Origin of the sequence: Dietzia sp. SLG310A2-38A2 (assembly GCF_014145095.1) — a bacterium.
Classification (GTDB): Bacteria; Actinomycetota; Actinomycetes; order Mycobacteriales; family Mycobacteriaceae; genus Dietzia.
Map to the genome: position 1 here is coordinate 4,448 of NZ_JAALDX010000542.1, position 12,972 is coordinate 17,419.

General features: G+C 66.7%; 13 protein-coding genes. 4 read left to right on the forward strand and 9 right to left on the reverse strand.

Features of this window, described 5'->3' with window-relative positions; all coding sequences use genetic code 11:
• A partial coding sequence (locus G6027_RS17245; protein ID WP_182638205.1) for an MFS transporter occupies positions 1-386 on the reverse strand: 386 nt, incomplete at its 3' end.
• A gap of 63 nt (positions 387-449) precedes the next feature.
• Complete coding sequence (locus G6027_RS17250) at positions 450-1,649, reverse strand: helix-turn-helix domain-containing protein (RefSeq protein WP_182638206.1); 1,200 nt, start codon at positions 1,647-1,649, stop codon at positions 450-452.
• 138 nt (positions 1,650-1,787) lie between these two features.
• Between G6027_RS17250 and G6027_RS17255 the strand changes: the two genes are divergently transcribed.
• Positions 1,788-3,314 (forward strand): NAD(P)/FAD-dependent oxidoreductase, encoded by a 1,527-nt coding sequence (locus G6027_RS17255; RefSeq protein WP_182638207.1) that lies wholly within the window; start codon positions 1,788-1,790, stop codon positions 3,312-3,314.
• Entirely contained in the window at positions 3,311-4,222 is a 912-nt protein-coding gene (locus tag G6027_RS17260) for an alpha/beta fold hydrolase (RefSeq protein ID WP_182638208.1), read from the forward strand. Before G6027_RS17255 ends, G6027_RS17260 begins: the two co-directional genes overlap by 4 nt.
• Positions 4,223-4,619: 397 nt before the next feature.
• Here the strand turns inward: G6027_RS17260 and G6027_RS17265 are convergent, their stop codons facing one another.
• The 7 genes from G6027_RS17265 to G6027_RS17295 all read right to left on the reverse strand — a co-directional run bounded on the left by G6027_RS17265 (position 4,620) and on the right by G6027_RS17295 (position 11,218).
• Positions 4,620-5,150 (reverse strand): GIY-YIG nuclease family protein, encoded by a 531-nt coding sequence (locus G6027_RS17265; RefSeq protein ID WP_182638209.1) that lies wholly within the window; start codon positions 5,148-5,150, stop codon positions 4,620-4,622.
• The gene (locus G6027_RS17270) at positions 5,147-5,413 is read right to left on the reverse strand and encodes an XRE family transcriptional regulator (protein WP_182638210.1); all 267 of its coding nucleotides are present in this window, start codon (positions 5,411-5,413) and stop codon (positions 5,147-5,149) included. Before G6027_RS17270 ends, G6027_RS17265 begins: the two co-directional genes overlap by 4 nt.
• Before the next feature lie 69 nt (positions 5,414-5,482).
• On the reverse strand, positions 5,483-6,967 hold the full coding sequence (locus tag G6027_RS17275; protein WP_182638211.1) for a hypothetical protein: 1,485 nt from the start codon (positions 6,965-6,967) through the stop codon (positions 5,483-5,485).
• 21 nt (positions 6,968-6,988) lie between these two features.
• Positions 6,989-7,330: a helix-turn-helix transcriptional regulator gene (locus G6027_RS17280; protein ID WP_182638212.1), complete on the reverse strand. Its 342-nt coding sequence runs from the start codon at positions 7,328-7,330 to the stop codon at positions 6,989-6,991.
• Entirely contained in the window at positions 7,327-8,457 is a 1,131-nt protein-coding gene (locus G6027_RS19140; protein ID WP_241727238.1) for a tyrosine-type recombinase/integrase, read from the reverse strand. The genes G6027_RS17280 and G6027_RS19140 overlap by 4 nt, the downstream gene beginning before the upstream one ends.
• A gap of 397 nt (positions 8,458-8,854) precedes the next feature.
• Entirely contained in the window at positions 8,855-9,955 is a 1,101-nt protein-coding gene (locus G6027_RS17290; protein WP_182638213.1) for a hypothetical protein, read from the reverse strand.
• Between the two features lie 75 nt (positions 9,956-10,030).
• On the reverse strand, positions 10,031-11,218 hold the full coding sequence (locus G6027_RS17295) for a phosphotransferase family protein (protein WP_182638214.1): 1,188 nt from the start codon (positions 11,216-11,218) through the stop codon (positions 10,031-10,033).
• Positions 11,219-11,525: 307 nt separating this feature from the next.
• Between G6027_RS17295 and G6027_RS17300 the strand changes: the two genes are divergently transcribed.
• Together G6027_RS17300 and G6027_RS19145 are read left to right on the forward strand one after the other, a co-directional pair.
• Complete coding sequence (locus G6027_RS17300; RefSeq protein WP_182638258.1) at positions 11,526-12,506, forward strand: LLM class flavin-dependent oxidoreductase; 981 nt, start codon at positions 11,526-11,528, stop codon at positions 12,504-12,506.
• Between the two features lie 44 nt (positions 12,507-12,550).
• On the forward strand, positions 12,551-12,972 hold a 422-nt coding region (locus G6027_RS19145; protein WP_241727239.1), incomplete at its 3' end, for a maleylpyruvate isomerase family mycothiol-dependent enzyme.

Below are 12,972 nucleotides of genomic sequence, written 5' to 3' on the forward strand. Positions count from 1 at the left end.
GCTACCACGAACCCGGCGGTGGCCAGGGCCGCGACGACGAATCCGGTGACGATGAGGGGATCGCTCCAGCCCAGGGTCGGCCCCTCGATGAGTGCTGCAACTAATGTGCCCACGGCGAGTGCGGAGAGAGCCGCCCCGAGAACATCGAAGCGCTCTCTGGCAGTGGACCGCGATTCCGGGATCGCGGGGGACACCACGCACAGCATGAGTCCGGCCGCGGCGGAGACGATGAACGTTGACTTCCACGACCAGGTAGTGAGCAGGACTCCGGAGAGCAGGATGCCGAGCATCGCTCCGGAACCCGCTACTCCGGCCCACAATCCCACCGCGCGACCCCGCTTGTCCTCGGGGAAGGTGACGACAAATTTCTCGGCGTGATCGATCACGGCAAAGGGAAGAGGTTGGGTGTTCGTCTCGCTGAGATCCGCCAGCATTGCGGTTGCCCATGTTCAGTGTTGGCCGATCCAGTGGTCGATCTCGAGTGCCACCCCGACGTCGAGAGAATTGGCGGCATAGCGCTGGGGGAGTAGCTGCTCGGCGCGCTTCAGCCGGCTGAGCACGGTGTTCCGGTGGGCGAACACCGCCTGCGCGGTGCGGGCGACGCTGTGCCCCTCGCGGACGTAGGTGCGCACCGTGTCCAGGAGGTCACGATCGGCCGACAGTAGTTGGCCGAGGACCCGGGAGACGTAGGCGTGCGCCGCCTGTTCGTTCTGGGTGGCGATGTGGACCAGCGCGATGTCGTCGAACGTGGCGAACTGGCGCCCGGCAGATCGAAGTAGGAGCCGCTGCGCGCTGACCGCCTCGAAGTGGCTGCTGCGGAAGCCGTCGACACCGATACCCGGCCCGCCCACGGCCAGGCCCATGGTCCGGTCGGTGGTGGCCTCCGCGAGGATGCGGGGGTCGATGGGCTTGGCCGAGCCGATCCAGAGCCACAGCGAGGACGCGCTGGCCGGCACCGCCAGCATTCTCGGGGCGTCAGCGCGAGTACGCAGTGTGTTGGCAGCGCGCCGTAGCGCGGCCTGGTCCGGGGTGCTCGCATCGGTCCACAGGACGCCTGCGAGGTGGGCCCCCCGGAGCTTGTAGCCCAATCCGCGCTCGGCGGCGTCGATGTCCGGCGGGTCCTCGTCGAGGACCTTGGTGGCCATCGCGAGTCGCTGGGTATGGGTCTGCCATTGCAGGTCCTGCCGTTCTTGCCTGATCAGGGCGCCGAGCTGGCTGAGCGTGGCCTCGATCCACGAACTGAGGGACTCGAAGGCCAGGTCGAGCGCGGCCGACAGTGTCTGGGCATCCGCCCCCGTCTCGAAGCTGCGCTGCATCCACAACCGCCAGGCCTCGTCTTTGGCCACGTGGTACGCCGACGCGAGCGAGCCTTCCGAATCGCGACGGATCACCTCGCGTGCGATGCCGACGACGGGGCCCGCGAGCGAGGGGGTGACCTGCTGGTGCGGGTCGTCGGCCATCAGCGACGCCCAGTGCCGCACGTTGAGGCGCGTCGACTCGCAGACCTCACGGGCCATCACGGGGTTGGCGCGGAGCTCCGCACCGACGCCCCACAGTGCCGCGTCCTCCACCAGGGAGATCGCCTCCTCGTCGTGCATAAGCCACTGCGCCACCACGCGCACTAGCGCCGCGGGATCGTCACTCGTCATCCCTCGACTCTAGACCGGGTGGGCATAGTGCACAGATCCCGCGATATTGCAGGGCGAAACAACCTTGAGATGTGCCCTGTATCACAGAAGTATGGGGGGCATACAACCAAAGGCTGTACAACCATCAGAGGAGTTGCTGTGGAGTTCATCCCAGAGTCGAGCGCGGAGACCGTGGAACCGGACGTCGATGTTCTTGTGATCGGTGCCGGGCCCACCGGGCTCGGGTTCGCGTCCCGCCTCAAGGCCGAGGTCCCAGGTAAGTCGATGATGATCGTTGACGCCCACGAGGACGTCGGGGGCACGTGGCACCTTTTTCGCTACCCGGGCATCCGTTCCGACTCGGACCTAATCACCTACGGCTACCAGTACAAGCCGTGGATGAAGGAGAAGGCGATCGCACCCGGAGCCGAGATCAAGGACTACCTCCGCGAGACCGTGGAGGAGTTCGGCCTCGCCGGGCATCTCCGACTGGGCACCAGGGTCGAGGGCCTGGACTGGTCGTCGACCGACACCGTATGGGAGGCCACGCTGCGCGACGTCCTGACCGGCCGCGTCGAGCTCGTGCGCGCCCGCTTCGTGGTCTCCGGGAGCGGCTACTTCGACCACGAGGAAGGGCACCGACCGCGGTGGGAGGGCGAGCAGTCCTTTGCCGGCACCCTGCTCCACGCCCAGGCCTGGACCGAGGACATGGAAGTCGAGGGTCGGAAGGTCGTGGTGATCGGTAGTGGTGCCACCGCGGTTACGATGCTGCCCGCGCTCGCTGAGCGGGGCGCGACCGTGACCATGCTCCAGCGTTCACCCAGCTACGTGGTCCCGCTTCCGTCCAAGGATATCGTCTTTGATGTCCTCAAGCGGTTCGTCTCAAAGGACAAGGCCTTCGCGGCGACTCGACGGGTCAACATCGAGCGACTCCGCACCCTCGTCCGGCTCAGCAAGCGGTACCCCAACGTGATCCGCGCGGGGCTCCGGCAGGTCAACAAAGCATTCCTGCCGGCGGGTTTCGACGTGGACACCCACCTCAACCCAGTCTACAACCCGTGGGATGAGCGGATGTGCATCGTCCCCGACGGCGATTTCTACCGGGCCATCCGCGCTGGGAACGCGACCATCGCGACGGACACGATCAAGACGTTCACCCCCGAGGGGATCGAACTGGATTCCGGCCAGTTCCTGGCGGCGGACATCGTGGTCGCGGCGACAGGACTCAAGGTGCTGCCGTTCGGTGGGATCGCCGTGGCCATCGACGGAAAGGCGATCGACTGGGCCGACTCGGTGGCATACAAAGCCCTCATGATCAGCGGCCTGCCCAACTTCCTTTTCGGCTTCGGCTACACCAACAACTCGTGGACGCTCAAGATCGACCTGGCCAGCGATTTCCTCGCGCGGTTGCTCAGGCTCATGGATGAACGAGGCGCCGACACCGTCGTACCCCATACTCCGGCTGATGATGCCGATCGCAGCGACATGATCCTCGATCTGTCGTCCGGTTACATTCGACGCGCCATGGACGTCTTCCCCCGTCAGGTGCAAGACAGCCCGTGGAGCTTCCAGAGTGACTACGCGTTCGACCGCGACAGGCTCGGTGCTGAGATCGACGACGGGACACTCGAATTCCGCTCAAGCGATGACCGCTCGCAGCAGCTCAAGACGGAGGCGGCGGCATGACCCGAAACAACATCACCTTCCTCAGCGCGGGCACCACGTGCGCGGCATGGCACTACCGGGGCGAGTCGGACGCGTTCGACTCTGCCGCCGGGCGACCGTGCGTCGTCATGGCCCACGGCTTCAGCGGCACCCGGGACGCGGGCCTCGAAGGGTACGCCGAAGCCTTCGCCCGGGCCGGACTCGACGTGCTTCTGTTTGACTACCGAGGATTCGGTGGCTCCGATGGACCCATGCGCCAGCACATCGATGTGAAGGGCCAGCGTGCGGATTACCAGGCCGCCGTGGCCGCCGCGCGCCGCCTGCACGGTGTGGACCCGGACGCGATCGTCCTGTGGGGGACCTCGTACTCCGGTGGCCACGTGCTCCACACCGCAGCCCGCGATCAGCGCATCGCCGCGGTGATCTCGCTGACGCCCGCCGTTGACGGGCTGCCCGTGCTGGGGATGATCCTGAAGAACGAGGGGCCGGGCAAACTCCTCGCTCTCACCGCGGCGGGAGTGCGCGACAGGTTCGGCCGGAAGCCGGAGACGTTGCAGGCGGTCGGGCCGAAGGGGTCCGCGGCAGTGATCGCCCAGGACGGTGCCCTCGAGGCCTTCGAGTCCGCGGCGGGCCCGCTGTGGAAGAACGAGGTCCGCGCACGCTGCACCCTCGATGTCGCCTTCAATCGCCCAGTCACGAGCATCCGCAAGATTTCAGCGCCCCTGCTCGTCCAGGTCGGCACCGAGGACCAGATCGTTTCCAGCCCGGCGGCGAAGCGAGCGGCCGCCCAAGCCACCGCACCCACCGAGTTCCGCGACTACCCAGTCGGCCACTTCGACGTCTACGACGACCCGTGGCAGACGACGCTCGCGACAGACCAGATCACCTTCCTACAGCGGACCCTCACAGGGGCGATGACCCACGACTGACAGGACTCGCCCGCCCCCGAATCACCGCCCGCGGGCGGGCGCCGTCGAACTCTCGGCCAAATCCCATCGGCATCTCTTAACGCGGAACAAAGCGCGGATATCGGGGCGGAGGCGGTGAATTCCGGCCAGATCCTATTCCTGGACCGTGCGAGAGTGTCGCGGATAACGCGAATCGCGACGAGGGGTCGCAGGTAGCAGCGTTGCCCACCATTTCGTCATCGGCCAGCGGCCAGGGTCCAACAAGCGGCGAAGCGCCGATCTGCTCCCAAATACGCGCAGGTCACGCAGGGTGCTAGCCAAGCCAAGCAGCGAACAGTTCGGGGGGTCGAGTTCGCGGAATTTACAACTCTACATGGCCTACTCGTCATAAGGTCTGGATGTCGGCGGGTGGCCTGCTTCAGGCGCTGCTATTGAATGCAGTGCGGGCGGCGGCTACGATGTCGCGGATCGCGCCAGCGGCATGGTTGAGGTTCAGCGGCGGTGCCCATCGGGCTATAACCGTCGGTTCAACCGCAGAAGGCTCGGGGTGCTCGCACCAGGTCAGGTGAAGGTGGATGTGCATCCAGTCTGTGATCCTGGCCTCGTCCTGGGCGATCAGTACGACGCGGTCGGTGTGCTCAGTGCGGTAGCCGTGCTCGGCGAGTAGCAGGCCGGCGAGGGTGCGGCGCAGTGTCGAGCTTCCGCTACGCCGCAGGTGGTTCCTGATGATCCGGCGTCGCAAGTTCGAGGCGATCCCGATGTAGAGCAACCGCAGGTCCTCGTGGCGCGGATGGGCGGGGCCGGGCAGGTGCGGCAGTATCTCTGGGGCCGCCCACCACGCATATAACCCGGATACCGCGGGTAGCGCGGTCAGGTCTCCAAGCGGGTGGGTGGTGGAACTCAGTGCCGCAATCGTGGCCGCCGGGCCAAGGGCCTCAGGGGCGGTCATGCCAGTACGCCTGATAATCCGTCGGTGGCGTCGAGGTAGCCGACATCGCGCAAAGCCGCCTCGAGAACCCGGACATACGGAAGACGCAGTTCGGTAGCCATGCCGTCGAGAGTCGTTCGGGCCGGCAGGCCGCGCAGTCCGCGGGTGCGCCACAAGAACAGATTCTGTCGAGTGATCCCGATTCGGCGGGCCAGCTCGGCCTCACTGACGCCGTAGGCGCGCTTGTGGGCGTCGATGAGTTCGACCAGGCGAGGGATCTCCATATCCAGAGTGTCCGGGTGGGCCACAGTCCTCGTCAAGTGCTAATTAGCGCTTCCGACAAGCGGTACTGGTCAGGTGCCGGGTTCTGTGGTGTCGGGTTCCTGGCGGAGTTCGGGGTAGGCGCTCCAGTTGGTACCGCTGATGAATGCGTGTCGCTCGGTTGTCTGAGCTCTGTATCCGAATTGGGTTGCCGCGATCGCTGGAGGAATGGCGCGGACCAGTTCGCGCATCGCGCTGTTGCGTGCGCCTTGGAGGTCGATTCCGTTGGCGCGGAGCTTTCCCATCAGGGTCTGCGGGTTGATGTGATGGCCTGCAGTGACTCCGGGAAATAGCCATTGGGATGTCTGGTTGGCGGCGGTGTTCATGTTGGGCCGCTGTGCGATGAGCTCAGTCACGGGGTCGGCGAGAGGAGGTGGGAGTTCTACCTCGGCGTCGGCGAATCGGATCCACAGGCTGCCGCTGTCGTCGGTCCGCAGTGCGTCCAGTTTGATGGCGGCGATGCGCGAAACTGGTTGCGCGCAGATCAGCAGCAGGACGGTGGCGGCTTTAACCCACACCGGGGTGTCACGGTGTCCCAGGATCGTCGTCAATCGGGCGTAGCGCTCATCGTCGCTGGTCATGGGGTGGGTTCGAGCACGTCGGTAGGGGAACTCCAGGTGGGCGGTTATGTGTTGATGCGTGATGCACCATCTGACGAACATTCTGGCGATGCTGCGGGTGGTCGGCCCGGTGGCGAGCCAGGCGTCGATGTCGGATTGTGTCGCTTGCGCCAGTGGCGTGTTACGGGTGTAGAGCCAGTTGGTGAAGTCGATCGCGGCGGTGATCTCCTGCTTGGCGTTGGCGATCGGCCCGTTCTCCAGGGGTTGGCGCTGGGAGCGGGCGCGGAGTTTGCGCAGGTGATGCCAGGTGGCGAATCCGGTGATGACCTGCTGCGATTGGTGAATTGGTGTGGAGGCGAGCTTCTTTTTGAGCCAGCTGGTGAAGCGGTCGAGGTTGCGGTCGTAGGGTGCGAGGATTCCGCAGCTGATGAACAGGTCCCGGAGATGGCGTGCGGTGCGTTCGGCGGGGTAGTGGGCGAAGGTGTCGTGACTGATGGTCAAGCGGTGTTGCGCGAACCCGTCCAGGAGCTGGCGAACGTCGGGGTTGCGTAGCCAGATGAGTGCACTTCGCGGGTGGTCTTGGCTGGTCAGCGCATCGAGTAGGGGCTGCAGCTCGGTGGAAATGTGGCCGGTGTCGGCGGTGGTGAGCAGGGCGGTCAGGTCGTCGGTGAGGCAGCATCGGGCGCAGAGTCCTCGGCGGTGGGGTTCGTCTTGGTCGCCGCAGCGGGTGCAGGTCAGCCGGGGGTCGTCGATTCCGGCGCAGTCGGTGCAGATGGCCTGGGTGTCGTCCAGGCCGGGTAGGAGCCGGTCTGGGCGCTGGCAGCTGGGGCAGGTCCCGCGTCGGCGGGTGGCCTGTTGGTAGCAGCGGCGGCAGACGAAGCCCTCGGGCCAGCGCACGCCGCGATGCTGCCGCTCGTCGTGGCACCGTGTGCAGTGGTACTTCGATGTGTCAGCCATGTGCTCGCCGCCGCGGATTGTCTAGTCCGGTGGGCCGGGTCGGTGAATATGAGCCCGCTTCGGCCGCAGCGGACCATCAGCTGCGGGGGAGACGTCCGTGGCCGTGGCGGTGCGTCGTGAGGGGGCGGTGTCGACGCGGAAGCCGCAGAGGTCCTCGACGGTGCAGTCCAGGACGTGGCACAGGGCGCCGAGCAGGGTCAGGGGCAGCCGGTCCGGGGTGCGTCCGAGGAGTCGGTAGAGCTGGGAGGCGGAGAGTTCGATGCCGACCTCGTGCAGCGGGGTGATCAGGTCGGACAGGTTGTGCATGTCTCGGTCGGTCATGATTTGGCGTAGTCGCCACTGGTAGGTGATCCGGTGCTTCATGTCCTGTTGGTCCTTTCGGGCAGGTGGCCGGCTGCGGCGCGGAGCGCGGCGGCCACGACGCGGCTGCGGTAGTCGGGGGAGACGAAGGTGTAGAGCGAGGTGGTCGAGGCGTACTCGTGTCCGACCTGCTCTTGGATGAAGCGGGTGTCGTAGCCGCACTCGACCAGCAGCGTGACGTAGCTGCGGCGCAGGGAGTGAAAGTCCAGTCCGGGGTCGGTCAGGCCGGCTGTGTCACAGAGGTCAGAGAAGCTGTGGGGCAGTGCCCCGTTCGAGATCCGATCGGATCGCTCGGTCGGAAACAATGCTGTCCCGGTGGCCTGGTCAAAGCCTGGGCGTCCCTGGTCGATCCACTGCTCGAGGCAGTCGATCACCCATGCGGTCTCCGGGACGGTCAGGACGCCGCGCCGTTTGGTGGGGGATCCTTTGCTGGGCTTGCCGTAGCGGACGTAGCAGACCCCGAAGCGGCCGAACTGCCGTGCACGCGGGTTTGGTCCGAAGTCGGTCAGGTCCAGCATGCGCACTTCGTTGCGCCGTAGGCCCCAGGCGTAGGCGACCTTGGTGATCGTCGCGGTGCGCAGCGCCACCATCGCCCCTTTCGCGCCGACCTGAAAGCGGTGGGTGACCTGCGCGTCTGCGGTATCGCACAGGTCCTGCAGCTCGTCGGTGCTGTACGCGCGTTTGCGCGGGTCGCCGGGGCTCTCGTGTGCGTGGCGGGCCGAGTTGGCCTCGGTGATGATCTGTACGGGATGGGTGGCGAACCGGTCCTGGCATTGCTGGGCCCACTCGTAGGCCGGGTCGAGCAGGTAGTCCATGAAGTGCCGCAGCGCACCCTGGTAACTCAGGATCGTGCTGTGTGCGAGGCCGTGGATCCCGCGCAGTTCGGTGATCCAGTCATCGGCCATCGCGGGCGTCCAGGCCCACGGTCCCTCGACCTCACAGAAGTCCTGGAACCGCCGGATCGTTGCTACCTGCGCCGAGATCGTGCCGGCAGAGAGGTTCCGTGCCATTTGTTGGTGGGACCATCCGGTGACCATCGCCTCGAACACTGCGGTTTCCGGCCGCAGGACAGCGATACCGTCGGCCAGCTGCAGCCGCGCCGATCCCGGAGGCAGATCCTGCTTCGACATCTCGCACCGTCCAATAATGGTTCGCGATATGTGCGAAATTATCGCACTTGATGCGAAACTCGGCAAGAGGTCGCTGGTGGCAGGGTTGCCCGACGCTTCGCTATGGCCCAGCGGCCAAGGCGCACCAAGGGCTCAAGCGACAGCCTGGCACCTGAGGGTGTGCAGGTCACGTGGGCTGTTGGGCAATGTGGGCGAGGGGCGGTTCGGTGGAGGTGTCGAGTTCGCAGGATCTACAACTCAGCAGCGTTCACTTTACATAACGTAAGCTATCGGCTGTCAAGTTTTGCGCGGTGGGGGTCGTTTTTTGAAGCCGCCACCACTTCGATCCTCGGCAATTGGGCTCCCTTGTCGGCGCGCTTTCACATTCGGAAGTCGACCCTATCCGCAGCGCCGACGTTTACTTAGCCATATCACCCCAGTCGGAGAACCCCGACGGGTCGTGCCGGCCCATGTTGGCGTGCTCGAACAGGCCCCGGCCCACATCGCCGTTGCAGGTGGCTCGCGCCACGTGGTCCACGACGTTGAACGGCAGCATGCCCACCACGTCAGGGGAGGTCATGTCGTAGGTGACGGACTCGCTCCACTCGCGGCCCATCCAGCGTCCGTGTGACCACGCCGGGTCGCCCACGTAACCCGCGCCCATGCTCAGCGGGACACCTCCCAGCGTCTCGACCTCCAGCAACAACGGTTCACCGCGCGGGGTCGTCAGGTGCAGCCGGGCGCACTCCGGATGACGGGTGCCGCTGCGGTAGTCGACCTCCAGCCGCGGCCAACCCAGCTGCTCGATCCGTCCGTCGGCGAACACCCGGCTCGCGTGGTTCAGCGTGCGGTGCCCGTCGGGGCTCTCCTGGAGAATCACGACCATCGCGTAGTCGTCGAAACGCAGTGGGATGTACGTCCACCAGAACCCCTCGCGCGGCTCGGCCGCCCACCGGCCCGGGGGGTCGGACTCACCACTCGGGCGGATCCCCCACGAGCGGTCGCGGGTGCCCAGCCACGCGTCGGGGTCGACGGAGAAGTCACGGCCGTCGACGGAGAGCGTTCCCGACCGGCTGCCCACCTGTGCGAAGCGGCTCGCGTCCAGCATCGCGCGCGTGCCCTCCAACAGGACGTGCCGGTCCTCGAGCACAGCGTCGAACGAACCCTCCCACGCCATGTCCATCGACAGATCCGGGTGCTCGCAGACCAGGCGCAACGACCGCAGCGGGTCGATCACCTCGATCCGGTACCCGCCCACGGTCGTCTCCAGCGACCGCGACTCGAGTGCATCCGAGAACCGCACCGACCGCTGCGTATCGCCGTGGCGCACCGTCGCGAACGCGTCCACCACGCCGAGGTTGGGATACACCCCGAACCAGGTCACCAGGAACACCTCGCCGGTGCGGTCATGCGCGTTGAAGTAGTAGCGGTCGTAGAAGTTCCGATCGCTCGTGCCCGCCTGCGCCACCGGCATCGACGTCTGGTGGACGGGGAACTCGTCGAGCGGGGTGGGTTTCACGTGGATCCTTGGGAGTAGACGGCCGCTGGCGGGGCGGGGGAGAGGCTGGTGGGTGCGGAGGGCCGGTGGGCGCGATCAGTCGGCGATGAGCTGCGCCAACTTGGTGTGGTGGAGGACGTACTCGTCCGGGTGGGCGGGGGTCTCCACCTCACCGAAGTGGATACGACGACGAGTGATCCGCGACAGGATCACGGCCTGCCGCAGCCCGGCGTACACGTAGTAGAACGGCAGATCCCGGACCGTGGATCCGGTGAGTTGCTCGTACTGCTTGACGACCTCGCTGTGCTCGAACAGGTCCGGAATCCCGGGGAAGTCAAAAGCCACGGCGAGTTCCTGGAACACGTCGTGGAAGTACAGGAACCACCCCAGATCCACCTCGGGCGGCGCGATGGTCGCCATCTCCCAGTCCAGGACGGCGGTCGGTCGCGTTCCCTCGTAGAGAATGTTGCCGATCCGCGCGTCGCCCCAGCTCAGGGCATCCGGGCTGGTCTCGGCGGGCCAGTGCGCCTCGATCCAGTCAAATGCCCGCTCGATCAGCGGGATCCGCAGCCCGTCCTCACGGATGGTCCACTCGTAGTAGGCCCGCTGCTCGTCCACGTGGGCGCGCAGTGCGCTTGCTCCGCCAGAACCGTCGGCGGGGGCGAGCGAGGGCACCAGCTCGGCTGGCCCCTCAATGCCGTGAATCGCCGCCAACACCGCCAGGGACTCCCGCTGCACCACCCGCCGCTGCTCGGGGCCCATCTCCAGGAGCCAGCCGTCGAAGACGTACGGGGGGTTGTCGACTGGCGCCCGCCCGGTGGCCCGGTCCATCACTAGGAACGGCGTGCCGAGAACGGCCGGGTCCTGCTCCAGCCAGCGAACACGGGGGACCGGTAAGTCGGTGTTCTCGCGGACCACCCGCATCACGTCGAACTGCCTCTGCAGGTCGTAGACGGGGAACACCGGAAACGCGTCGTCCTGGGGGCACATACGGGCCACCAACTGGGCGGACTGGCGCTCGGTAGAACCGGCCGGGGTCCAGGCGGCGTCGAAGAGCACCGAGATGTTGGACATCCCCGAGCTCTCCGGCCGGCTCACCGCAGAGACCTCGACCCCGGCGCCGGAGTCGACCTCATCCCGACCGGCCAACCAGAGGGTCAGTCGCTCCCGGAACTCATCGAGGTCGGCCTCGCCCGAGGTGATTCGTTGGTTGAGCGGTTCATCTGAACGCGTCGGTGTGGAAATGGACTCGGTGGACGTCGACTGCGTCGCGTGGTTGGTCATGTGGTCGGGACCCTTCGTGCGGACCTGCCGCGCGGGCGATACCCGCACTCGGCCCAGTGTGACCCACGGCACATGGGGAGTTGCTCGAAATGCGCAACCCCGGGGCCGTTCCCGGCGAAGGGGAGGCGCGCGTCCTCGTCGTCATACTCAGGCGTAGAGACGGACCGCCCCACTCGCCATCACGGGGGTGGGGCGGGGCGAGCAGGCGGGTCGGTGATCCGTCACCGATCTCCTCGCGTCGGTAGCCTCGGAACGCGGGTCGTGCCGGCTCGAACTCTCAGAAGTGAACGCAGAAAAAGGTGTGCAGTTGTCGATCCCCTTGAGCATCCTCGACCTGGTCTCCATCTCCGACGGCTCGACCGCCCGGGAGGGCATCGCCGCCTCGATGGAGTCCGCGCGCCTCGCCGACCGGCTCGGGTACCACCGGCTCTGGTTTGCCGAGCACCACAACACCCCCAACCTCGCGTCCAGCGCCACGGCGCTGCTCATCTCGCAGGCGGCCTCGGTGACGGAGAAGATCCGCGTGGGCTCCGGCGGCGTGATGCTGCCCAACCACGCGCCGCTCATGGTGGCCGAGCAGTACGGCACGCTCGCCAACCTCCACGGTGACCGCATCGACCTGGGTCTGGGCCGCGCTCCTGGTACCGACGGCATGACCGCGCAGGCGCTGAGCCGGTCATCGGCCGAGCCGCAGGCCTTCGCCCAGCACATCTACGACCTGCAGGCGTGGTTCGGCGAGACCGGCACCGCGCACAGCACCCCGATCCTGTCGTCGGTCTCGCAGGGCATGGAGGTGCCGATCTGGGTGCTCGGGTCCACCGTCAACGGCGCCTCGATCGCCGGACAGCTGGGGCTGCCGTTCTCGCTGGCCTCGCATTTCGCGCCCGACCAGATCGACGACGCCATCCGCGTCTACCGGGAGTCCTTCAGCACCGAGGCGCCCACCGCGCGCATCGACAAGCCGCAGGTGATGGCCGGGATCAACGTGATCGTCGCCGACACCGACGCCGAAGCGCAGCGACAGTTCACCACCCTCCAGCAGATGTTCCTCGACCTGCGGGCGGGGCGACGCCGCAAGATCCAGCCGCCCGTCGACCCGGAGCAGTTCGCCGGCAGCTCGCCCGGGATGCTCGAGATCAGCGCGGTGGGATCGCCGGAGACCGTCAAGGCGCAGTTGAACGAGTTCGTCGAGCGCACGGGCGCCGACGAGCTGATCACCGTGACCTACGCGTTCGACCCGGCGGTGCGGAACCGGTCCCTGGAGTTGCTGGCCGACCTCTGGTACTGAATACAGCGGACACCGGATCATTCGGTAGCGAGGTGGAGGCTGGCATGGATGCCTGGGAGGCGATACACCGGGCCCGTCGAGAGCTGGCGCAGAATTTGGCGGGGTTCGATGAGGCGCAGTGGCGTCACCCGACCCTGTGCGGGCAGTGGGACGTCGAGCACGTCGTCGCGCACCTCACCGCCGCGGCGTCGGTCGGGCAGTGGGCATGGATGCGCAGCATCGTCCTGGCCGGGTTCCGGCCGGCCGTACACAACGAACGACGACTGCGCGACCACCTGGGCGCCACGCCGAAGGACACGCTCGACCGCTTCAGAGCCGTGATCGACTCGACCGTCGCACCAACCAAGGACCTGCCCGCCTACCTGGGGGAGGTCATCGTGCACGGCGAGGACATCCGCCACCCCCTGGGACTACCGAGTTCGAGTGACACGGAGGCGCTGACGGAGGTCGCGGAGTTCTACGCGAG